Source organism: Bacillus sp. L75, from assembly GCF_003676355.1.
Classification (GTDB): Bacteria; Bacillota; Bacilli; order Bacillales; family Bacillaceae; genus Bacillus; species Bacillus velezensis.
Map to the genome: position 1 here is coordinate 292,415 of NZ_ML064903.1, position 22,116 is coordinate 314,530.

23 protein-coding genes and 1 pseudogene are annotated in these 22,116 nt (G+C 46.4%); 23 read left to right on the forward strand and 1 reads right to left on the reverse strand.

The genetic code is table 11. The features are described from left to right. Positions 1–54 precede the first annotated feature (54 nt). The 8 genes from hemW to mtaB all read left to right on the forward strand — a co-directional run bounded on the left by hemW (position 55) and on the right by mtaB (position 9,224). A complete protein-coding gene (gene hemW, locus D5S11_RS07650; RefSeq protein WP_108724813.1) occupies positions 55–1,194 on the forward strand; it encodes a radical SAM family heme chaperone HemW in 1,140 nt (379 codons plus the stop codon). An 80-nt stretch (positions 1,195–1,274) separates the two neighbouring features. After that, complete coding sequence (gene hrcA / locus D5S11_RS07655) at positions 1,275–2,306, forward strand: heat-inducible transcriptional repressor HrcA (RefSeq protein WP_003152889.1); 1,032 nt, start codon at positions 1,275–1,277, stop codon at positions 2,304–2,306. A gap of 59 nt (positions 2,307–2,365) precedes the next feature. Next, the gene (gene grpE, locus D5S11_RS07660; protein ID WP_020956094.1) at positions 2,366–2,941 is read left to right on the forward strand and encodes a nucleotide exchange factor GrpE; all 576 of its coding nucleotides are present in this window, start codon (positions 2,366–2,368) and stop codon (positions 2,939–2,941) included. 24 nt (positions 2,942–2,965) lie between these two features. After that, on the forward strand, positions 2,966–4,804 hold the full coding sequence (dnaK, locus tag D5S11_RS07665) for a molecular chaperone DnaK (RefSeq protein WP_007408273.1): 1,839 nt from the start codon (positions 2,966–2,968) through the stop codon (positions 4,802–4,804). Positions 4,805–4,989: 185 nt separating this feature from the next. Beyond that, positions 4,990–6,117, forward strand: coding sequence for a molecular chaperone DnaJ (gene dnaJ / locus D5S11_RS07670; RefSeq protein WP_003152895.1), 1,128 nt, complete (start codon positions 4,990–4,992; stop codon positions 6,115–6,117). 23 nt (positions 6,118–6,140) lie between these two features. Continuing rightward, entirely contained in the window at positions 6,141–7,076 is a 936-nt protein-coding gene (prmA, locus tag D5S11_RS07675; protein WP_015240238.1) for a 50S ribosomal protein L11 methyltransferase, read from the forward strand. Positions 7,077–7,098: 22 nt separating this feature from the next. Next, positions 7,099–7,869 carry a 16S rRNA (uracil(1498)-N(3))-methyltransferase gene (locus tag D5S11_RS07680; protein ID WP_015417848.1) on the forward strand — a complete coding sequence of 257 codons (771 nt, stop codon included), beginning with the start codon at positions 7,099–7,101 and terminating at the stop codon, positions 7,867–7,869. Then, positions 7,869–9,224 carry a tRNA (N(6)-L-threonylcarbamoyladenosine(37)-C(2))-methylthiotransferase MtaB gene (mtaB, locus tag D5S11_RS07685; protein WP_007408276.1) on the forward strand — a complete coding sequence of 452 codons (1,356 nt, stop codon included), beginning with the start codon at positions 7,869–7,871 and terminating at the stop codon, positions 9,222–9,224. The genes D5S11_RS07680 and mtaB overlap by 1 nt, the downstream gene beginning before the upstream one ends. A 37-nt stretch (positions 9,225–9,261) precedes the next feature. Here mtaB and D5S11_RS07690 read toward each other — a convergent pair whose 3' ends face one another. Continuing rightward, positions 9,262–10,188, reverse strand: a complete 927-nt coding sequence (locus D5S11_RS07690; RefSeq protein WP_007408277.1) for a Na/Pi symporter — start codon at positions 10,186–10,188, stop codon at positions 9,262–9,264. Between the two features lie 171 nt (positions 10,189–10,359). Between D5S11_RS07690 and rpsU the strand changes: the two genes are divergently transcribed. From rpsU to recO, 15 genes and pseudogenes are all read left to right on the forward strand, one after another. Beyond that, the gene (gene rpsU, locus D5S11_RS07695) at positions 10,360–10,533 is read left to right on the forward strand and encodes a 30S ribosomal protein S21 (RefSeq protein ID WP_003152957.1); all 174 of its coding nucleotides are present in this window, start codon (positions 10,360–10,362) and stop codon (positions 10,531–10,533) included. 14 nt (positions 10,534–10,547) lie between these two features. Then, a complete protein-coding gene (locus tag D5S11_RS07700) occupies positions 10,548–10,994 on the forward strand; it encodes a GatB/YqeY domain-containing protein (protein WP_007408278.1) in 447 nt (148 codons plus the stop codon). Positions 10,995–11,113: 119 nt separating this feature from the next. Beyond that, the gene (locus D5S11_RS07705; RefSeq protein ID WP_053103975.1) at positions 11,114–12,430 is read left to right on the forward strand and encodes an NfeD family protein; all 1,317 of its coding nucleotides are present in this window, start codon (positions 11,114–11,116) and stop codon (positions 12,428–12,430) included. Between the two features lie 24 nt (positions 12,431–12,454). After that, on the forward strand, positions 12,455–13,447 hold the full coding sequence (gene floA, locus D5S11_RS07710) for a flotillin-like protein FloA (protein ID WP_007408280.1): 993 nt from the start codon (positions 12,455–12,457) through the stop codon (positions 13,445–13,447). Positions 13,448–13,474: 27 nt separating this feature from the next. Further along, the gene (locus D5S11_RS07715) at positions 13,475–13,909 is read left to right on the forward strand and encodes a hypothetical protein (RefSeq protein ID WP_007408281.1); all 435 of its coding nucleotides are present in this window, start codon (positions 13,475–13,477) and stop codon (positions 13,907–13,909) included. A 56-nt stretch (positions 13,910–13,965) separates the two neighbouring features. Then, on the forward strand, positions 13,966–14,247 hold the full coding sequence (gene yqfC / locus D5S11_RS07720) for a sporulation protein YqfC (RefSeq protein WP_003152966.1): 282 nt from the start codon (positions 13,966–13,968) through the stop codon (positions 14,245–14,247). 17 nt (positions 14,248–14,264) lie between these two features. Beyond that, positions 14,265–15,489 (forward strand): annotated as a pseudogene (gene yqfD, locus D5S11_RS07725) (sporulation protein YqfD). Beyond that, positions 15,453–16,412: a PhoH family protein gene (locus D5S11_RS07730; RefSeq protein ID WP_047935964.1), complete on the forward strand. Its 960-nt coding sequence runs from the start codon at positions 15,453–15,455 to the stop codon at positions 16,410–16,412. Before yqfD ends, D5S11_RS07730 begins: the two are co-directional and overlap by 37 nt. Before the next feature lie 80 nt (positions 16,413–16,492). Next, positions 16,493–18,625, forward strand: coding sequence for an HD family phosphohydrolase (locus tag D5S11_RS07735; RefSeq protein ID WP_007408284.1), 2,133 nt, complete (start codon positions 16,493–16,495; stop codon positions 18,623–18,625). Beyond that, positions 18,626–19,099 carry an rRNA maturation RNase YbeY gene (gene ybeY / locus D5S11_RS07740; RefSeq protein WP_020956091.1) on the forward strand — a complete coding sequence of 158 codons (474 nt, stop codon included), beginning with the start codon at positions 18,626–18,628 and terminating at the stop codon, positions 19,097–19,099. After that, positions 19,080–19,454 (forward strand): diacylglycerol kinase family protein, encoded by a 375-nt coding sequence (locus D5S11_RS07745; RefSeq protein ID WP_003152974.1) that lies wholly within the window; start codon positions 19,080–19,082, stop codon positions 19,452–19,454. The genes ybeY and D5S11_RS07745 overlap by 20 nt, the downstream gene beginning before the upstream one ends. A gap of 123 nt (positions 19,455–19,577) precedes the next feature. Further along, a complete protein-coding gene (locus D5S11_RS07750) occupies positions 19,578–19,988 on the forward strand; it encodes a cytidine deaminase (protein ID WP_003152976.1) in 411 nt (136 codons plus the stop codon). Continuing rightward, a complete protein-coding gene (gene era, locus D5S11_RS07755) occupies positions 19,969–20,874 on the forward strand; it encodes a GTPase Era (RefSeq protein ID WP_007408285.1) in 906 nt (301 codons plus the stop codon). The genes D5S11_RS07750 and era overlap by 20 nt, the downstream gene beginning before the upstream one ends. 155 nt (positions 20,875–21,029) lie before the next feature. Continuing rightward, complete coding sequence (locus D5S11_RS07760) at positions 21,030–21,173, forward strand: YqzL family protein (RefSeq protein ID WP_007408286.1); 144 nt, start codon at positions 21,030–21,032, stop codon at positions 21,171–21,173. A gap of 36 nt (positions 21,174–21,209) precedes the next feature. Further along, entirely contained in the window at positions 21,210–21,977 is a 768-nt protein-coding gene (gene recO, locus D5S11_RS07765) for a DNA repair protein RecO (protein ID WP_007408287.1), read from the forward strand. The last annotated feature ends 139 nt before the right edge of the window (positions 21,978–22,116 follow it).

Below are 22,116 nucleotides of genomic sequence, written 5' to 3' on the forward strand. Positions count from 1 at the left end.
GCCGCCGCAGTCCCGCGCTGCGGCTTCTTTCTGTAAAGAAGAAGGTGTTTCAAAATGAAATCAGCTTATATTCATATTCCGTTTTGTGAGCATATCTGCCACTATTGCGATTTCAATAAATATTTTATTCAGAGCCAGCCTGTCGATGAGTACTTAAACTCACTCGAAAAGGAAATGATAAATACAATAGAACGGACGGGACGCCCTGATCTCCGCACGATTTTTATCGGGGGAGGCACGCCGACATCGCTCTCACCCGTCCAGCTGGAAAAATTGATGGATTCCATTCACCGCGTGCTGAAGCCTTCTGACGGACTCATAGAATTTGCCGCGGAAGCGAATCCGGATGATTTGTCTCCGGAAAAATTAAAAATCCTGAAAAATGCCGGTGTCAACCGGCTGAGCTTCGGTGTTCAAACCTTTGAAGATGAGCTTTTACAAAAAATCGGCAGAGTGCATAAACAAAAGGACGTATTCACTTCCTTTGAACGTGCGAGGGCTCTCGGCTTCGACAACATCAGTCTCGATTTGATGTTCGGCCTGCCGGGTCAGACGCTGGCCGATCTTGACAATTCCGTCAAAACGGCTTTGTCTCTTGATGCAGAGCACTATTCCGTTTACTCGCTGATCGTAGAGCCGAAAACGGTGTTTTATAATTTAATGCAAAAAGGCCGCCTGCATCTCCCGGCGCAAGAACAAGAGGCCGAGATGTATGAAACGGTCATGAGGCAGATGAGTGAAGCGGGCATCCTTCAATACGAGATCAGTAACTTTGCAAAGCCCGGATACGAGTCGCGGCATAATCTGACGTATTGGAGCAATGAAGAGTATTTCGGTTTTGGCGCAGGCGCTCACGGATATATCAGCGGCACGCGCACCGTCAACGCCGGGCCTGTGAAACATTACATGCAGCTCATCGAAGAAAAGGGGCTGCCTTACCGTGACACGCACGAGGTGACACGTGAGGAGCAGATTGAAGAAGAAATGTTCCTCGGTCTCAGAAAAATGTCCGGCGTACAAAAGCAAGCTTTTCTCGATAAATTCGGACGCTCGGTCGACGAACTGTTTCCCGATGTTCTCAAAGATTTAACCGAAAAAGGCCTGATTTGTGACACGAAAGAATCGGTTGCATTAACGCATGAGGGCAAATTATTAGGAAATGAGGTTTTTGGCGCTTTTTTGGGTGAGTTATAATTGACATTTTTCTTTTGGTTTGTTACTTTTGATATAGAATTAGCACTCGCTGACCTTGAGTGCTAACAGGGGTGATGATGATGTTAACAAATCGTCAGCTGTTGATCCTGCAAGTGATTATTAATGATTTTATACAATCAGCGCAGCCTGTAGGATCAAGAACTCTTTCAAAAAAAGACGAGATTACATTCAGCTCTGCAACGATCAGAAACGAGATGGCTGACTTGGAGGAATTGGGCTTTATTGAAAAAACCCATTCATCCTCAGGACGGATTCCGTCGGAAAAAGGGTACAGGTATTATGTCGATCATTTGCTGTCACCCGTCAAGCTGACAAAAACCGATCTGGATTTAATTCACTCGATATTTAAAGAAAAAATCTTCGAGCTGGAAAAAACAGTCCAAAAATCAGCGCAAATCCTGTCCGACCTGACAAACTACACATCGATTGTCCTCGGGCCGACGCTGAGCGAGAACTATCTTAAACAGATTCAAATCGTACCGATCCAGCCGGATAAGGCGGTCGCCATTCTCGTCACGAACACGGGGCATGTCGAAAACCGCACCATCAATTTCCCGGCTAAAGTGGATTTGGCCGATATTGAAAAACTGGTCAATATACTAAACGATCGATTAGCGGGCGTGCCGATGGACGAACTGAATGAGCGCATTTTCAAAGAGGTTGTCACATATTTAAGGCAGCATATCGCCAACTATGACAGCATACTTGAATCGCTCCGCTCCACATTCCATCCGGCGGCCCACGTTGAGAAATTGTTTTTCGGCGGAAAGATCAACATGCTGAATCAGCCGGAGTTCCATGATATTGAAAGGGTCCGCTCGCTCTTATCTTTAATTGAAAAAGAGCAGGATGTTCTGAAGCTGTTTCAGTCATCAAAAGCCGGGATTTCAATCAAAATCGGGAAAGAAAACGACTACGAAGAAATGGAAAACTGCAGCTTAATCACGGCCACCTATACAGTTGATACGAAACAGATCGGATCAATCGCCATTATCGGGCCGACGCGCATGAATTATTCAAGAGTCGTCAGCCTGCTGCAGCACGTGACTTCGGACTTGTCAAAAGCATTCACAAGTTTGTATGATGAATAAGGGAATTTTGGCAATCATTTTCAGTCATCTTTTTACAGCATTTGAGGGAGGTGAACACAATGTCAGAAGAAAAACAAACCGCAGAACAGGTTGAAGCAGCAGAACAAGAAGAAGTGACAGAACAGGCAGAACAAGCCGCTTCACAAGAGCAGCATGAAGAAACGGCAGGTCAGGAAGAAGCCCTTCAGCACCAAATTGATGAATTGCAGGGTTTGCTTGATGAAAAAGAAAACAAGCTTTTGCGTGTTCAAGCAGACTTTGAAAACTATAAACGACGCAGCCGCCTTGAAATGGAAGCTGCTCAGAAATACCGTTCTCAAAACGTCGTAACGGAAATCCTTCCGGCGCTCGACAACTTTGAACGGGCGTTACAGGTAGAAGCTGAAAGCGAGCAGACAAAAAGCTTGCTGCAAGGTATGGAAATGGTCCGCCGCCAGCTGATGGACGCACTTGAAAAAGAAGGCGTTCAAGCCATCGAAGCTGTCGGCCAGGAATTTGATCCGAACCTTCACCAAGCCGTCATGCAGGTGGAAGATGAAAACTTCGGCAGCAATATTGTTATCGAAGAACTGCAAAAAGGCTACAAACTGAAGGATCGCGTCATTCGTCCTTCAATGGTAAAAGTGAATCAATAACTACATAGCAGGAGGTAATTCAAAGTGAGTAAAGTAATCGGAATTGACTTGGGTACGACAAACTCATGTGTGGCAGTGCTTGAAGGCGGAGAGCCTACAGTTATCGCCAACGCTGAAGGAAACCGTACGACTCCGTCAGTCGTTGCATTTAAAAACGGCGAGCGCCAAGTAGGGGAAGTGGCAAAACGCCAATCCATCACAAACCCTAACACAATCATGTCTGTCAAACGCCATATGGGTACTGACTATAAAGTGGAAATCGAAGGAAAAGACTACACGCCTCAAGAAGTGTCAGCTATTATCCTTCAGCATCTGAAAGCATATGCTGAAAGCTACCTCGGCGAAACAGTTTCAAAAGCCGTTATCACGGTTCCTGCATACTTCAACGATGCAGAGCGCCAAGCGACAAAAGATGCCGGTAAAATCGCCGGTCTTGAAGTAGAGCGTATTATCAACGAGCCGACTGCAGCAGCGCTTGCATACGGACTTGATAAAACGGACGAAGACCAAACAATTCTTGTTTACGACCTTGGCGGCGGTACGTTTGACGTATCTGTTCTTGAACTTGGCGACGGCGTGTTTGAAGTCCGTTCAACTGCCGGTGACAACCGTCTTGGCGGGGACGACTTTGACCAAGTCATCATCGATCATCTCGTAGCAGAATTCAAAAAAGAAAACGGCATTGATCTTTCAAAAGACAAAATGGCGCTTCAGCGTTTGAAAGATGCGGCTGAGAAAGCGAAAAAAGATCTTTCCGGCGTTTCATCTACACAAATTTCTTTACCATTTATCACAGCGGGAGAAGCAGGTCCTCTTCACCTTGAGCTGACACTGACCCGCGCTAAATTCGAAGAGCTTTCCGCTCACCTTGTTGAGCGCACAATGGCTCCTGTCCGTCAGGCTCTTCAAGATGCGGATCTTTCTGCGAGCGAAATCGACAAAGTTATCCTTGTCGGCGGTTCAACACGTATTCCTGCCGTACAGGAAGCAATCAAAAAAGAAACGGGTAAAGAAGCGCATAAAGGCGTAAACCCTGATGAAGTTGTAGCGCTGGGTGCAGCGATTCAAGGCGGCGTCATCACGGGAGACGTAAAAGACGTTGTTCTTCTTGACGTTACACCGCTTTCTCTTGGTATTGAAACAATGGGCGGCGTGTTCACAAAACTGATCGATCGCAACACGACAATTCCGACGAGCAAGTCTCAAGTATTCTCAACTGCAGCTGACAACCAAACGGCTGTTGACATTCACGTGCTTCAAGGTGAGCGCCCGATGTCTGCCGACAACAAAACGCTCGGCCGCTTCCAGCTTACTGATATCCCGCCTGCACCGCGCGGCGTACCGCAAATCGAAGTTTCTTTCGATATTGACAAAAACGGTATCGTAAACGTAAGAGCGAAAGATTTAGGCACAGGAAAAGAACAAAACATTACTATCAAATCTTCTTCAGGTCTTTCTGATGATGAGATCGAACGCATGGTAAAAGAAGCGGAAGAAAACGCTGACGCTGATGCGAAGAGAAAAGAAGAAATCGAAGTCCGCAACGAAGCTGACCAGCTTGTGTTCCAAACGGAAAAAACATTAAAAGATCTGGAAGGCAAAGTGGACGAAGAGCAAGTGAAAAAAGCAAACGACGCGAAAGACGCGCTGAAAGCCGCTATCGAGAAAAACGAAATTGAAGACATCAAAGCGAAAAAAGATGAGCTTCAAACAATCGTTCAAGAGCTTTCTATGAAGCTTTACGAAGAAGCGGCGAAAGCGCAGCAGGCTGAAGGCGGAGCAAACGCTGAAGGCAAAAAAGCGGATGACAACGTTGTCGATGCGGAATACGAAGAAGTAAAAGACGACGAAACGAAAAAATAAGTTCTGTCCCGCATGGCTATAGGCGGAAGAACACACATCATATTCTGATTCAACAGACAGAAAGTCAAAGTCAGGCATCTCTTGGCTTTGACTTTTTTTCTTGCCCGGGATAAAAGGAATTGAAAAAACATAATTCAAAATGATACAATCTAATTTATGTGAGAAATTCGGGAGAGTGAAGCGAGATGAGTAAGCGTGATTACTATGAAGTGCTTGGGGTAAGTAAGAGCGCTTCAAAGGATGAAATCAAAAAAGCCTATCGGAAGCTTTCAAAAAAATATCATCCTGATATCAATAAAGAATCCGGAGCAGATGAAAAATTCAAAGAGGTAAAAGAAGCGTACGAAGCGCTCTCAGACGACCAAAAACGCGCTCAATATGACCAATTCGGCCATACAGACCCTAACCAGGGATTCGGCGGCGGTTTCGGAGGCGGCGGAGACTTCGGCGGCTTCGGTTTCGATGACATCTTCTCAAGCATCTTCGGAGGCGGCACGAGACGCCGTGACCCGAATGCGCCGCGGCAAGGCGCGGATCTGCAGTATACAATGACCCTGTCATTTGAAGACGCGGCTTTCGGGAAAGAAACGATCATTGAAATTCCGCGCGAAGAGAATTGCGAAACATGTAAAGGGTCTGGCGCGAAGCCGGGAACAAAGCCGGATACGTGCTCGCACTGCGGAGGTTCTGGCCAGCTGAACGTCGAACAGAACACGCCGTTTGGCAAAGTGGTTAACCGAAGAGTCTGCCACCACTGTGAAGGAACAGGAAAAATCATCAAAAACAAGTGTTCTGACTGCGGCGGCACGGGCAAAGTGAAAAAACGGAAAAAAATCAATGTCACGATTCCTGCCGGTGTGGATGACGGACAGCAGCTGCGCGTTCCGGGCCAAGGTGAACCGGGCGTAAACGGAGGGCCGGCGGGAGATCTGTTTGTCGTATTCCATGTGCGCGCCCACGAGTTCTTTGAGCGCGACGGAGACGATATTTATTGCGAAATGCCGTTAACGTTTGCCCAAGCGGCACTCGGAGACGAAGTGGAAGTGCCGACGCTTCACGGAAAAGTGAAATTGAAAATACCTGCCGGCACACAAACAGGCACGAAATTCAGATTAAGAGGCAAAGGCGTTCAGAACGTCCGGGGCTACGGACAAGGCGACCAGCACATTGTCGTCCGCGTCGTCACACCGACGAATCTGACAGACAAACAAAAAGACATCATCCGCGAGTTCGCTGAAGTCAGCGGAAACCTGCCGGATGAACAAGAAATGAGTTTCTTTGACAAAGTAAAACGCGCATTTAAAGGCGAGTAATGATTGGATAGGAGTTGGTAGTTTTGAAATGGTCCGAAATCAGCATTCACACAACACATGAAGCGGTCGAACCCATCTCAAATATTTTGCATGAAGCTGGTGCGAGCGGGGTTGTCATCGAAGATCCGCTTGATTTAATGAAAGAGCGTGAGAATGTTTACGGGGAAATCTACCAGCTCGACCCCAATGATTACCCCGATGAGGGTGTCATTGTCAAAGCGTATCTGCCGATCAACAGTTTCCTCGGCGAAACGGTGGACGGCATTAAAGAGACGATTAATAATCTGCTTTTGTACGACATTGATTTGGGCAGAAACACAATCACCATTTCTGAAGTTAATGAAGAAGAATGGGCGACAGCTTGGAAAAAGTATTATCATCCTGTGAAAATTTCTGAAAAGTTCACGATCGTTCCCACTTGGGAAACGTACACACCTGTTCATACAGATGAACTGATTATCGAAATGGATCCGGGTATGGCATTCGGTACGGGAACGCATCCGACAACGGTTCTGTGCATTCAGGCGCTTGAGCGTATCGTTCAAAAAGGCGACCGTATAATTGATGTCGGCACCGGTTCAGGAATTTTAAGCATCGCGGCCGCCATGCTTGAGGCCGAGTCGGTTCATGCGTATGACCTTGATCCGGTCGCTGTTGAAAGTGCGCGTCTGAATGTGAAATTGAACAAAGTGAGTGATACGGCCGAAGTGAAGCAGAACAATTTGTTAGACGGCATCACGGGCGAACATGATGTCATTGTCGCAAATATTTTGGCGGAAGTGATTCTCCGCTTTACATCACAGGCGTACGACCTGCTCAAAGACGGAGGCCATTTTATTACTTCAGGCATTATCGGCCAGAAAAAACAGGAAGTAAAAGAAGCGTTGGAAAAAGCCGGCTTTACCATCATAGAAATTCTGTCTATGGAAGATTGGGTCAGCATCATCGCGAAAAAATAACAGTTAGTAGGTGTCACAGCGTATGCAACGATATTTTATCGAGCTCACGAAGCAGGAGATGGACGAAACTCCCGATTTTCAAATCACGGGGGAAGACGTCCACCATATAGCGAACGTCATGAGAATGAGTGCGGGCGGCCGGATTATCTGCTGTTCGAAAGACGGCCATGAAGCGTTATGCCTGCTAAAAGAGGTTTCTAAAGATCATATATCATGCAGCATTGCTGAATGGACGGGTGAAAACCGTGAACTGCCTTTGAAGATCAGGATCGCAAGCGGCCTCCCGAAAGGCGATAAGCTTGAATGGATTATCCAAAAAGGGACCGAGCTGGGGGCAAGTATGTTCATCCCTTTTCAAGGCGCCAGATCCGTCGTTAAGCTAGACGACAAAAAGGCAAAGAAAAAGCGGGAGAGATGGGCGAAAATCGCGAAGGAAGCGGCGGAGCAATCGTACCGCAATGAAATTCCCGAAGTGAAAACCGTTCATACGTTCCGGCAGCTGCTTGAAATGGCGGAGAATGTCGATAAATGTGTCGTTGCATACGAGGAGTCATCAAAGCAGGGAGAAACGGGCGCTTTCGCTGCGGAGCTCAAAAGCCTTCCGCAAGGTTCGTCTCTTTTAATCGTATTCGGCCCTGAAGGCGGTCTGACTGAGTCTGAAGTTCATCAGCTTTCAGAAAAAGGCGCCGTCTTATGCGGCCTCGGACCGAGAATTTTACGGACTGAAACTGCGCCTCTTTACGCGTTAAGCGCAGTTTCCTATCATACAGAGTTATTAAGAGGTGATCAGTAATGGCAACTGTTGCTTTTCATACCCTTGGCTGCAAGGTCAACCATTATGAAACAGAAGCAATCTGGCAGCTGTTTAAAGATGCGGGTTATGAACGAAAAGAATTCGAACAGACAGCAGATGTATATGTCATTAATACATGTACGGTAACAAACACGGGAGATAAAAAAAGCCGTCAAGTCATCAGACGGGCGATCCGCCAAAATCCTGACGGCGTCATCTGCGTAACAGGGTGCTATGCGCAAACCTCTCCGGCAGAAATTATGGCCATCCCGGGTGTTGACATCGTCGTCGGCACGCAGGATCGTGAAAAAATGCTCGGTTACATTGAGCAGTACAGGGAAGAGCGCCAGCCGATCAACGGCGTCGGCAATATTATGAAAGCACGCGTGTTTGAAGAGCTGGATGTTCCCGCTTTTACTGACCGCACAAGAGCGTCGTTAAAAATCCAAGAGGGCTGCAACAACTTCTGTACGTTCTGCATTATCCCTTGGGCGCGCGGCCTGCTTCGTTCCCGCGATCCGGAAGAAGTCATTAAACAGGCGCAGCAGCTGGTGGATGCCGGCTATAAAGAAATCGTCCTGACGGGGATTCATACGGGCGGCTACGGCGAAGATATGAAAGATTATAATTTCGCCAAGCTTCTCCGCGAGCTTGATACACGTGTAGAAGGATTGAAGCGGATCAGAATTTCATCTATTGAAGCAAGCCAAATCACTGATGAAGTGATTGAAGTGCTGGATGCGTCTGATAAAATCGTCCGTCACCTTCATATCCCGATTCAGTCAGGATCAAACACCGTTCTGAAACGGATGAGACGCAAATATACGATGGAATTTTTCGCGGACCGTTTAAATAAGCTGAAAGAAGCGCTGCCGGGTCTGGCCGTCACATCTGATGTCATCGTCGGTTTCCCGGGAGAAACGGAAGAAGAATTTATGGAAACATACCGGTTCATTAAAGAACATAAGTTTTCAGAGCTTCACGTATTCCCTTACAGCAAACGCACCGGAACACCTGCAGCCAGAATGGAAGACCAGGTTGACGAGAACGTGAAAAACGAACGGGTGCATAAGCTGATCGCGCTGTCTGACCAGCTTGCAAAAGAATACGCCTCCGATTATGAAGGAGAGGTTCTGGAAATCATTCCGGAAGAGGCGTTTAAAGAGTCTGATGAGGAGGGCATGTTCGTCGGCTATACGGACAATTACATGAAAGTCGTCTTCAAAGGCACGGAAGATGTAATCGGCAAACTTGTCAAAGTCAAAATTCAAAAAGCGGGCTATCCGTATAACGAAGGACAATTCGTCCGCGTCGTTGAGGATGAAATGACCCGAAACATGCGCATGTCTTCATAACTGATAAAAAAACCGGTGCCTTCCCGCATCGGTTTTTTTACGGTTTCGGAGGAATCAGCCTGTCAATCAGCCGGTAAAACAAATGTGTGAACGGCAGAAACAATAAGGCGGTGACTACGTTAAATAACAGGCTGAAATGCGCAATCATCTGCGCGGGATCATCAGACAGGCGCTCCGTAAAACCTGCTGATGCGGACAGGAAGGGAAATACGAGCAGCACGCCGAGAATATTAAACACAACGTGAGCACCGGCGGTCTGTCTGGCGGCATAACCGCCTGAAACAGCAGCCATGACGGCCGTGACGCATGTCCCGATATTAGATCCCAGAACGACGCTGACCGCTTGTTCAATGCCGATCACCCCTTCGTTCATAAAACTCATCAAAATGCCGATGCAGACGGAGCTTGAATGAATGATTGCCGTCAATATCATACCGATAAAAAGAGCGGACCAGCTCGAATCATTCACATGTCGCAATACCTCCGCCCCCGCCTTCATTTCTGTCAGCGGAACGGCGAGCCGGCTGAAGCATGTGATGCAAAAAAAGATGATGCCGAGACCGAGGAAGCTTATGCCGATCTGCCTGAACGGATATTTACGGAGGAGGATAAACACAAGGCCTCCGATAAAAAGCACCCAAATGAGCACATCCATCTTTATGGCTAAAAACTCCGTCGTAAACGTGGAGCCGACATTCGTGCCGAGAATCATCGGAATGGTCCGTTTAAAAGATAAAGCGCCTGCGCTGACAAAGCCGATGACAATGACCATGAAGGCTGAGCTGCTCTGAAGAAAACCGGTGAATACGATGCTTATGAGAAAAGCTTTCAAAGGGTGGTCGGTAAATAAGAGCAGGCTCTTCTCAATTTTTGAATACGTTAAGGCGATCAGGCCCTGCCTGAGCAGGCTCATTCCGAGTAAAAAAACCAGGATAAGTGCGGTAAAGAGAATCAGTATCATCAAACGAAACACCCCTTTCCATCATTATATAGACAAGCAGCCTTATTCATGACGGAAAAGTGAGCTCGCTTAGTTGACCTGACTGATGGCTTATATTATAATGTCAAAGTACATGTTTATATATGTATCTTTTTAAAGGTAGTCGATTGGTGTATTCGGAGGGAGGGAAAGAGAATGTCAAAAACGGTCGTTAGAAAAAACGAATCGCTTGAAGATGCTCTTCGTCGCTTCAAACGCAGTGTATCAAAGACAGGTACTTTGCAAGAAGCAAGAAAGCGCGAATTTTATGAAAAACCTAGCGTAAAGCGCAAGAAAAAGTCAGAAGCTGCTAGAAAACGCAAATTCTAAAAGAGGGTGGATTTATGAGTCTTCTTGAGCGACTTAACCAAGATATGAAGCTGTATATGAAAAGCCGTGAGAAAGACAAACTGACTGTCGTTCGAATGGTGAAAGCTTCACTTCAAAACGAAGCAATTAAGCTTAAGAAAGACAGTTTGACCGAGGATGAGGAACTTACTGTCCTATCTCGTGAACTTAAGCAACGTAAAGACTCCCTCCATGAATTTTCAAACGCTAATCGTTTAGATTTAGTAGATAAAGTTCAAAAAGAGCTGGACATTTTAGAAGTTTATTTACCGAAGCAGCTTTCTGAAGAAGAGCTGCAGACAATCGTAAATGAAACCATCGCTGAAGTCGGTGCGAGCTCCAAAGCGGACATGGGCAAAGTGATGAGTGCTATTATGCCTAAAGTAAAAGGTAAAGCTGACGGCAGCGTAATTAACAGACTTGTCAGCAGTCAATTATCTTAATTGACAAAAAAGACATCTTTCCTTGAGAGATGTCTTTTTTTATACATAAAAAAATGAAACTAAAGTACATTTGTTACGTATATAAAGAAGAACGAAATGGGAAGGAGGGTATATTTGCCTTGTTCCGAAAAAAAAACGGAATTGCTGTTGCTCTATTGGGCTTATTTGTATTATCTTTATTAGGGGTTCAATTGAACGCGAAAGCTGATCACCCATCGGTTTATGTCATCCCGGTTGAGAAAAATGTCGAACAGGGGCTCGCCTCGTTTTTATCGCGTTCTTTCAAAGAAGCGAAGGAGTCCGGCGCGTCACACATTATTCTTGACATCAATACACCGGGAGGCGCCGTTCAATCAGCCTTGGATATTGCGGATATCATCGGCCGCGCGGATGTGCCTGTTACCGCTTACGTTAATAAACGGGCGCTTTCTGCCGGAGCGTATATAGCGCTTCAGGCAGATGAAATCTATATGGCGCCGGGCGGAAAAATGGGTGCCGCAGCCATCATCGACGGAAAGGGAAACGCGGCAGACAAAAAGGCCCAATCACTGTGGCATGCAGAAATGGAGGACGCAGCGGTTAAAAACAACCGAAATCCGAAATACGCCCTAGCCATGGCAGATCCCGCCATTAATGCAAAGGAAGCGGGCGCCCCAAAGGGAAAACTGCTGACACTGACAGCTGAAAAAGCCAAGGAAGTCGGATATTCGGAGGGCACGGTTTCAGACCTTGATGCTTTATATACAAAGCTCGGTTTTGACAAAGCGGATGTTCACCATGCAAAAGAAGGTTTCATCGGCAAACTGGGCAGATGGCTGACAAATCCGTTTGTTGTCCCCGTCTTATTAACGCTTGCTTTGCTTGGTTTGACCATTGAATTGTTCTCGCCGGGCCTCGGGATACCGGGTGCCGTCGGACTGACGGCCATGCTGCTGTTTTTCACGGGGCATATCGCTGCCGGATTCGCCGGCTATGACAGCGTATTCTTATTTTGCGCGGGCTTGGTTTTTATCCTTTTAGAGATATTTCTGCCCGGAGGCATAATCGGTCTTATCGGTATTGCAGGCGTCATCGCGAGCCTCTTTCTCGCTGCGGGCAGCTTTACCGTCATGGCGGTTTCTCTCTTGATCGCCATTGCTGTGTCTATTACAGCCTTTATCATATTAACAAGGGTGTTGGGGAAACGAATGAAATTCTTTAAAAAATTAATATTAACTGATTCAACAAGCACGGAGAGCGGTTATGTTTCAAATCAGAACCGGACGGAGCTGTTGGGAAAAGTCGGCGTTACCGCTACAGCCCTCAGACCGTCAGGCACCGTCATTATTGATGATGAACGTCTGGATGTCGTCTCGGAAGGATCATTCACTGAAAAAGACAGACAGGTGAAAGTAGTGAAAGCGGAAGGCTCACGCATTGTCGTGAGAGAAATATAGATGATAACCTTGAGGAGGAATTAGATGGAACTGTCAAGTTTGGCGATTTTAGCATTAGTTGCTGCTGCCATTATTGTGTTAGCCATATTCTTCACCTTTGTACCGGTGATGCTATGGATTTCGGCGCTTGCGGCAGGAGTCAGAATCAGCATTTTCACTTTGGTCGGGATGAGGCTGCGGCGCGTCATACCAAGCCGCGTTGTCAATCCGTTAATTAAAGCGCACAAAGCCGGCCTATCCGCAACAACAAATCAGCTCGAAAGCCATTATCTGGCCGGAGGTAATGTCGACAGGGTGGTCAATGCCCTGATTGCGGCACAGCGCGCCAATATTGAGCTGTCATTTGAACGCTGCGCAGCCATTGACCTGGCCGGGCGTGACGTATTGGAAGCCGTACAGATGAGCGTTAATCCGAAGGTCATTGAAACACCGTTTATCGCGGGTGTCGCCATGGACGGAATTGAAGTAAAAGCAAAAGCCAGAATCACGGTTAGAGCCAATATTGAGCGCCTTGTCGGAGGAGCGGGAGAAGAGACGGTTGTCGCCCGTGTCGGAGAAGGGATTGTCTCGACAATCGGTTCTTCACACAATCATAAAAAAGTGCTTGAAAACCCTGATATGATTTCGCAGACCGTACTTGGCAAAGGGCTGGATTCAGGCACCGCATTTGAAATTCTTTCGATTGACATCGCCGACGTGGATATCGGCAAAAACATCGGAGCGATTCTTCAGACGGATCAGGCAGAAGCAGACAAAAACATTGCGCAGGCCAAAGCCGAAGAGCGCCGCGCCATGGCGGTCGCCCAAGAGCAGGAAATGCGCGCTCGCGTAGAAGAAATGCGTGCAAAAGTCGTGGAAGCAGAAGCCGAAGTGCCGCTTGCGATGGCAGAAGCGTTGCGTGAAGGAAACATCGGCGTCATGGACTATATGAACATAAAAAATATCGACGCGGATACGGACATGAGGGATTCTATCGGCAAGCTGACGAATGACCAGCAAGATGAAGACCAACAATAACCTCTCTATTAAGGAGGGAGCCGCTATATGCACGAGATTCTGACAAATCCGCTCGTCATTGCCGCCGTCATCGGCATTATATCGGCAATATTCGGCAAGAAAAACAAAGATGAAAAACGTCCGCCGGGTACACGTCCCGGAAATCAGGCAAAAAAGCAGGATCAAAAACAGCCGCAGAAAGAGCATAAGCCGGAAGCGGAAGAATTGCCTGCCGTTTCAGAAGAGAACCCTTTTGAGCAAAAAAGAAGGGAAGCTGAAAAGCGCCTAGCGGAGACGGAGCAGATGTTTAACGGGCTCGAACATAAGCTGACATCCGCACGCGCACGAAACGCGTCTCTGAAGAAATCAGCCCTCAAAATAAATAAAGAAACTGCGGTCCAAGGCATTATATTCAGTGAGGTTTTGGGTCCGCCCCGTGCAAAAAAACCGCACCGGACCATGCGGAACATCGGTAAAAAATAAAGTGTTAGAACCCCTTTTCAAATCATACATATGAGATGAAAGGGGGTTCTTTTTTTATGGGGCAAAGAAAGAATCGTGTAAAGGCATGGCTGACAAGAGCATTGGAAATTCCCCCGGACGTTATGATGGATCTGCCTCGTATTACGATGGTCGGCAGACTTCATATCTACATAGAGAATCACAGAGGCCTCCTGCTGTTCAGTGAAGAAGAAGTCAGGCTGATGCTCAAGCAGGGGCAGTGTATCATATCAGGAAAAAACTTGGTCATTAAGGCAATCCTTCCTGAGGAAATCCTTTTGGAAGGCACGATAGATCACGTACGATATGTCGATTCATAAAGCCGGGGGGGAATAATGTGAAAAACAAATGGCTGTCATTTTTTTCGGGTAAAGTCCAAATGGAAGTCAAAGGAAAAGGGATTGAACGGCTGCTGAATGAATGCACGAGAAACGGAATCGCCATCTTTGCGGTGAAAAAAAAGCAAGACTGTGTTCTGCTGATGATTCAGCTTCAAGATGTACATGCTTTCAGAAGAGTCATCAGAAAACATGAATGCAAAGCAAGCTTTACAAAAAGAAAGGGTCTTCCCTTTCTGCTTCTCAAATCAAAATTAAATCTGGGCTTCACTGCGGGATTTGTGATATTTTTTGTTATATTGTTTCTTTTGTCCAACATGATTTGGGAAATTGATATTAAAGGGGCCAAGCCAGAAACCGAGCATCAGATGGTAAAGCACCTTGAAGAAATCGGTGTGAAAAAAGGCCGTTTGCAATTTTTAATGATGACGCCGGAAAAAATTCAAAAATCATTAACAAACGGCATCGATAATATTACGTGGGTCGGTGTGGAATTGAACGGGACAGCCCTTCATATGAAAGTGGTCGAAAAGAACGAACCGACAAAAGAAAAGTACGTGAGCCCCCGCCATATCGTTGCCAAAAAGAAGGCGGTCATCAAAAGGATGTTCGTGCAAAAGGGGCAGCCGATGGCTTTTGTGAACGATCATGTTGACAAAGGACAGCTCCTCGTCTCAGGACTGATCGGAAATGAAGACCGGAAAGTCGCCTCAAAAGCGGAAATTTACGGAGAAACATGGTACAAGTCAGAAGTAACCGTGCCCCTTGAAACATCATTTACGCTATATACGGGTAAAGTAAGGACGAAGCACAAGCTGTCTTTCGGATCATGGGGCGTGCCTTTTTGGGGCTTCGGGTTTAATGAGGAGCCGCTGAAACATCCGAAAACAGAGGAAGAAAAGCATCCGTTTCAATTTCTGGGGATGAAGCTTCCGGTTTCTTACGTTTCAGAACAGACAAGAGAAAGTGAAACATCCGTGCGGACTTATACGAAAGGCGAAGCGGTTCAGGCCGGTATCAAAATGGGAAGACAAGATGTAGAAAAGCGATTAAACGGCAGCGGAGAGGTGGAAAGTGAAAAAGTTTTGCACCAATCCGTTGAGAATGGTAAAGTAAAGTTGATTATTCTCTACCAAGTTATAGAAGATATCGTTCAAACCACACCTATTGTTCAGGGAGACTAAAGAATGGCAGAACATTTACTTGCGATTAATCACAAACTGAAAAGCCCGGACGAAGCACTTTCTTTGTTCGGCAGCCAAGATGCTTTTTTACATTTAATGGAGAGGGATCTGGGCATTAGCCTCATCACACGCGGTGAAACCATTTACGTTTCCGGGAATGATGAAACATTTGAGATCGCTGACAGATTATTGGGCTCGCTCCTTACTTTAATTCGCAAGGGGATCGAGATTTCGGAACGTGATGTGCTGTATGCCGTGAAAATGGCAAAAAAAGATGAACTGGACTATTTTGAAAGCATGTATGAAGAGGAAATAACGAAAACGGCAAAAGGCAAACCGATCCGTGTCAAAACCATCGGCCAAAGAGAATATGTGGCGGCGATGAAGAAAAACGACATGGTGTTCGGCATCGGGCCGGCGGGAACCGGCAAAACTTATTTGGCGGTCGTAAAAGCGGTGCATGCTTTAAAAAACGGCCACATTAAAAAAATCATTTTAACAAGACCCGCTGTGGAAGCCGGCGAGAGCCTCGGTTTTCTGCCCGGAGATTTAAAGGAAAAAGTAGATCCTTATCTGCGCCCGCTGTATGATGCGCTCCATGATGTGCTCGGAAGCGACCATACGGAGCGTCTTATGGAAAGAGGGGTTATCGAAATCGCCCCGCTTGCCTATATGAGAGGGCGGACGCTTGACGACGCGTATGTGATTCTTGATGAAGCCCAGAATACCACTCCCGCTCAAATGAAAATGTTTTTGACGAGATTGGGTTTTGGCTCTAAAATGATCATTACGGGCGACGTAAGCCAAATTGACCTGCCGAAAGGCGTCACATCGGGACTTGCAGTAGCGAAGGACATGCTGAAGGACGTAAACGGCATCTCCGTGATTGAACTTGACCAGACAGATGTGGTCAGGCATCCGCTTGTTGCAAAAATTATTGAAGCTTATGATAAGCAAAAGTAATGCAAAAATGACCCGATCTCCCGTTATCGGGTCATTTTTATATGATGTGTTCCTGATGTTTCAGGGAGGAGGTTCTTGTTTTGAAAAAGAAGGGAAAGGGCAAAAGCGCCCGGGAACGGTTCCGCAGTTTCAGACATGCCCGCTCAGCCCATGTGCTGCTGTACCTGCTGCTTTCAGCGATCATGTTTGGTTTGCTCTTTATTCATGTAAAACCTGAATCACTTAATTTGGATTTGTTTGCAGTCAGTGATAAGACGATTTACGCGCCCGCCACAGTGGAAGATCAGCAGGCGACGGAATCGAAAAAACAGGCGGCCGAAGATGCGGTGGAAGATCAATACACTCTGAAAAAAGGCTATACCGACAATCGGCTTGACCTGATTACTTCCATTTTTGACAGCATCGGCGAAGTGAAAAAAGATGCGGAAAAAGACAAAAAGTCACCTTCGGAAAAATCACTGGTAAAATCGGTGAAAAACAAGCTGACACAGGATGTCAATGAATCTGTCTCGGAAGATGCCATTAAATCGCTTCTCCATGCAAACAATGAAGATTTCTCATTTGTGAGGGATTCCGTCATTACCGCGGTGAATACGGTGATGAGCAGTGAAATTCCTTCTGAAAAGCTTGCTGAAGCGAAGGATAAGGTCGCAAAAGAGCTGAAAAGCGCTTCTGTGCCGTCAAAATATTTAGCGGCTGCGACTGAAATCGGAAAATACGCGGTCATCCCGAATTACGTTTTTGATCCGAAAGCGACCGATGAAAAACGCCAGGAAGCGTCAGACAGCGTCCAGCCGGTACAGATCAAACAGGGACAGGTTCTCGTGGAAGAGAATGACCTGATTGACCGGGAAGTATACAGGAAGCTTGAACTGACGGGTCTTTTGAATAATTCCAACCTGTTAAAACCGATCAGCGGTCTCCTTCTGATGATCGGCCTGTTTATTGCCACGCTTGTCTACTATTTTGAGAAACAGCAGCAGGAGCTTAAGCTGAAAAATAAATCTCTTTTGCTGTTTTCTATCATTACAACGCTTATTCTCGTCATTATGGAAGTCGTCAGTCTCTTTCAGAAGATTGAATACACCAATATCGGCTATCTTGTGCCGATCGCCGCCGGCGCGATTTTAATCAGGCTGCTGCTCAATGAAAGGCTCGCCATTTTAGGAAGCATCATTCTGGCGATCTGCGGCAGTATGATGTTTAATCAGGGTGTGACGGGAACATTTAATTACGTCATCGGCATTTACTATTTAATCAGCAGCATTTCAGGCATTCTGTTTTTGGGAAAACATAATGCGAGATCAAAAATATTGCAGACGGGACTGTTCGTCTCATTTATTAATATGATTATCGTGCTGTCGCTTTTATTAATACAAAATACGGCGCTGTCACCGGTTGAAATCGGAACGCTGATGCTGATGGGGGTCGTCTCGGGACTTGCTTCATCCGTTTTGATTATCGGTCTGATGCCGTTTTTTGAGACGGGATTCGGCATTCTTTCAACAATGAGGCTGATTGAACTGTCTAATCCGAATCATCCCCTGCTTCGAAAGATTTTAACGGAAACACCCGGTACATATCATCACAGCGTCATGGTGGCAAATCTGTCGGAAGCGGCTTGTGAAGCCGTAGGGGCAAACGGTCTTTTAGCACGGGTCGGAGCGTATTATCACGATCTCGGCAAAACGAAACGTCCGCAATATTTTATTGAAAATCAGATGAATATGGATAATCCGCATGACAAGCTGTCTCCTCAGCTCAGCAAAAATATCATTATTGCACATACGACAGACGGTGCGAATATGCTCAGAAGCTATAAGTTTCCGAAAGAGCTTGTGGATATCGCGGAGCAGCATCACGGAACGTCCCTTTTAAAATTCTTTTATTATAAAGCGAAAGAAAAGGGCGACCAGATTACAGAGAAAGAGTTCCGCTACCCGGGGCCGAAGCCGCAATCGAAAGAAGCGGCTATTATCTCAGTGGCCGACAGCGTTGAAGCCGCCGTCCGTTCCATGCATAATCCCAATCCCGAGCGGATCGAAAAACTGGTGCGGGGAATTATATCCGATAAGCTTCAGGACGGACAATTCTCAGAATGTGATCTCACGTTCCGAGAACTGGATACGATCGCAAAAACACTATGTGCGACTTTAAAAGGAATTTTCCACTCCCGGATTGAATATCCGGAGGCTACGAAGAAGGTGAAATAAATGAGTTTACTCATAGATATTGTTGATGAAACGAACAGCGTCTCAGCTGATGCGCTCCAAGAAGTGGAGAAGCTGCTCCAATTCGCGGCGGAAAAAGAAGGCATTCAGGACCAGGCTGAAGTATCGGTCACGATTGTGACAAATGAGGAAATCAGAGAAATCAACAGAGACTACCGGGGAAAAGACACTCCGACTGACGTCATTTCGTTTGCGCTTGAAGAAGAAGGCGAAGACGAGGTTGAAATCATAGGCGCCGACATGCCGCCTGTTTTAGGAGATATTATCATCAGCGCAGACAGAACGAAAGAGCAGGCGGAAGAGTACGGCCATTCGTTTATGAGAGAGCTCGGTTTTCTGGCCGTGCACGGCTTTTTGCATTTGCTTGGCTATGATCACATGACAAAAGAAGAAGAGGAAGAAATGTTTTCAAAGCAAAAGGATTTGCTGGATGAGTATGGACTCACGAGATCATAAAAACGAGTGGAGCAGGTTCCTGAAGAGCTTTGTCCATGCATGGAGGGGAATCTGGAAAACGGCGCGGTCAGAGCGGAATTTTCAATTTCATATTACCGCGGCCTGCGCCGTTATCGTTTGCGGTTTTCTCACCGGGCTGAGCACAGCCGAATGGGCCGTTGTTTTGGTGCTGATCGGAGGGATGCTTGCTTTGGAGCTTTTAAATACGGCGATAGAGCATGTTGTGGATTTAGTTACCGATCAGTATCACCCGCTCGCAAAAGCGGCAAAGGACGCGGCCGCCGGAGCCGTTTGCGTCTTTGCCGTGATATCGTGTATCATTGGTTTACTCATCTTCTTGCCGAAGATATGTTAGCAGAAGATTCTTACAATTATTTTACATTGCCAAAAATGGGCGTGAAAAACCAATCATAATTATGTAAAATAAAAGTGACAGCGGTATCATACAGGATAAAGGTAAGAGAGGAATTAAGTACACATGAACAGACAAGAATTGATTGCAGAAGCATTAAAAGCGCGGGACACAGCGTATGTGCCGTATTCAAATTTCAGAGTGGGAGCCGCTCTTCTTACCAAAGACGGAAAAGTGTACAGAGGCTGCAACATCGAAAATGCGGCATACAGCATGTGCAACTGTGCTGAACGCACGGCGATATTCAAAGCTGTTTCCGAGGGGGATACGGAATTTGCGATGCTCGCCGTGGCTGCGGATACTCCGGGACCGGTTTCGCCGTGCGGAGCCTGCAGACAAGTAATTTCCGAGCTGTGCTCAAAGGATATGCTTGTTATTCTGACCAACTTACAAGGACAAATAAAAGAAATGACTGCGGAAGAATTATTACCGGGCGCATTTTCATCGGAGGATTTACATGACGAACGAAAGCTTTAAATCAGGATTTGTATCTATCATCGGAAGGCCGAATGTAGGAAAGTCTACCTTTTTAAACAGGGTCATCGGTCAAAAGATCGCCATCATGAGCGACAAACCCCAGACGACAAGAAATAAAGTCCAAGGGGTGCTGACAACCGGCACGTCGCAGACCATTTTTATTGATACACCGGGCATTCACAAACCAAAGCACAAGCTTGGCGACTTTATGATGAAAGTGGCGCAGAATACGCTGAAAGAAGTTGACTTGGTGTTATTTATGATTAACGCCGAAGAAGGGTACGGAAAAGGAGACGAGTTTATCATTGAAAAGCTCGGACAGACGTCTACACCGGTCTTTCTGATCGTAAACAAAATTGATAAGATCCACCCTGACCAGCTGCTTCTTTTAATTGATGAGTACCGTACGCGCTATCCGTTTAAAGAAATCGTGCCGATCTCAGCTTTGGAAGGGAACAACGTCGAAACCCTTCTCGCGCAGATTGAAGCGTATTTACCGGAAGGGCCTCAGTTCTATCCGAGCGATCAGGTGACTGACCACCCCGAGCGGTTCATTATTTCTGAACTGATCAGAGAAAAGGTGCTCCATCTGACAAGGGAAGAAGTGCCGCACAGCATCGCTGTCGCTATCGAGTCCATTAAAGGGCAGGAAAACGGCTCCGTCCATGTCGCTGCCACCATTGTGGTCGAGCGGGATTCTCAAAAAGGCATCGTCATCGGCAAAAAAGGAGCGCTTCTGAAAGAAGTCGGCAAAAGAGCGCGGGCTGATATTGAAGCTCTTTTGGGCTCACGCGTTTACCTGGAATTATGGGTGAAGGTGCAGAAGGACTGGCGGAATAAAATGTCTCAGCTGCGTGATTTCGGCTTCAAAGAGGATGAATATTAATTCATCTAAGGCGCATGCCTGAGGTGTGAGATTACCTCACAGAAGCAGGGATTCGTTAGCAAAATTTGTTTAACATGAAAAGGAGGACATCAGGTCAAGATAAGGGTAAGAATTTGGATTTGCAAGCTAGTTTAATGATGAAAGGTGGGTTTTTTGTGTTGAATTTTACCTGGAACGTATTTTCTCAAACAGGAAGTGTTGATACGTACCTTCTTTTTAAAGAACTGGAAAAAGAGAACCTGGAAAGACCCGAAGAACCGGAAGATGAGCTAGCCCGAATTGATTTTCCAATTTTGTAAACCTCTTGGCCCCTCCCATTGTTGGAAGGTGCGGAAATGCTGACTAAATGTGAAGGAATCGTGCTCCGTACGAATGACTACGGGGAGACGAATAAAATCGTGACATTGCTGACGAGGGAACACGGCAAAATCGGCGTCATGGCAAGGGGCGCCAGGAAGTCAGCCAGCCGGCTGTCAGCAGTCAGCCAGCCGTTTTTGTACGGGTCATTTTTAATGCAAAGAACATCCGGACTCGGCACGCTCCAGCAGGGTGAAATGATTCTCAGCATGAGAACGATCAGAGAAGATTTATTTTTGACGGCGTATGCCGCTTTTATCGCTGAACTCACTGACAAAGGAACGGAAGAGAAGAAACCGAACCCCTATTTATTCGAATTGATTCTCGAATCCTTTAAGAGGCTGAATGACGGGACTGACCCGGACGTGATCACCTTCATCGTGCAGATGAAAATGCTCGGCGTCATGGGGCTGTATCCGGAGCTGAATCATTGTGTCCACTGCAAAAGCGGGGAAGGAACGTTTCATTTTTCGATAAGAGATAACGGGTTTATCTGCCACCGCTGCTTTGAAAAGGATCCGTACAGAGTTCCGATTTCGCCGCAAACGGCAAGGCTGCTAAGGCTTTTTTATTACTTTGATATCGGAAGGCTCGGCAGCGTCTCGTTAAAACAGGAAACCAAAAACGAAATTAAACGGGTCATTGATCTGTATTACGAGGAATATTCAGGACTTTATTTAAAGTCAAAACGGTTTTTAGATCAGATGGAAAGCATGAAGAACCTTTTGGATGAAAACAAAAGTTGACATTCTGCCCATCTTTTTATATGATCATTTATTATAAAATATGTTGCAGTGACAGAAAGAAGTACTTGCGTCCAACTCATACAAGCGACCTTAGGGCAGTGTAAGCTAAGGATGAGCGCGCAACGAAAGGCATTCTCGA

Coding starts and splice junctions, on each gene's coding strand:
- mtaB (WP_007408276.1), top strand. CDS start 7,869: ATGGCAACTGTTGCTTTTCATACCCTTGGCTGCAAGGTCAACCATTAT.
- D5S11_RS07700 (WP_007408278.1), top strand. CDS start 10,548: ATGAGTCTTCTTGAGCGACTTAACCAAGATATGAAGCTGTATATGAAA.
- era (WP_007408285.1), top strand. CDS start 19,969: ATGACGAACGAAAGCTTTAAATCAGGATTTGTATCTATCATCGGAAGG.
- yqfC (WP_003152966.1), top strand. CDS start 13,966: ATGGGGCAAAGAAAGAATCGTGTAAAGGCATGGCTGACAAGAGCATTG.
- D5S11_RS07715 (WP_007408281.1), top strand. CDS start 13,475: ATGCACGAGATTCTGACAAATCCGCTCGTCATTGCCGCCGTCATCGGC.
- hrcA (WP_003152889.1), top strand. CDS start 1,275: ATGTTAACAAATCGTCAGCTGTTGATCCTGCAAGTGATTATTAATGAT.
- dnaJ (WP_003152895.1), top strand. CDS start 4,990: ATGAGTAAGCGTGATTACTATGAAGTGCTTGGGGTAAGTAAGAGCGCT.
- rpsU (WP_003152957.1), top strand. CDS start 10,360: ATGTCAAAAACGGTCGTTAGAAAAAACGAATCGCTTGAAGATGCTCTT.
- D5S11_RS07745 (WP_003152974.1), top strand. CDS start 19,080: ATGGACTCACGAGATCATAAAAACGAGTGGAGCAGGTTCCTGAAGAGC.
- hemW (WP_108724813.1), top strand. CDS start 55: ATGAAATCAGCTTATATTCATATTCCGTTTTGTGAGCATATCTGCCAC.
- recO (WP_007408287.1), top strand. CDS start 21,210: ATGCTGACTAAATGTGAAGGAATCGTGCTCCGTACGAATGACTACGGG.
- D5S11_RS07680 (WP_015417848.1), top strand. CDS start 7,099: ATGCAACGATATTTTATCGAGCTCACGAAGCAGGAGATGGACGAAACT.
- D5S11_RS07730 (WP_047935964.1), top strand. CDS start 15,453: ATGGCAGAACATTTACTTGCGATTAATCACAAACTGAAAAGCCCGGAC.
- grpE (WP_020956094.1), top strand. CDS start 2,366: ATGTCAGAAGAAAAACAAACCGCAGAACAGGTTGAAGCAGCAGAACAA.
- ybeY (WP_020956091.1), top strand. CDS start 18,626: ATGAGTTTACTCATAGATATTGTTGATGAAACGAACAGCGTCTCAGCT.
- D5S11_RS07750 (WP_003152976.1), top strand. CDS start 19,578: ATGAACAGACAAGAATTGATTGCAGAAGCATTAAAAGCGCGGGACACA.
- floA (WP_007408280.1), top strand. CDS start 12,455: ATGGAACTGTCAAGTTTGGCGATTTTAGCATTAGTTGCTGCTGCCATT.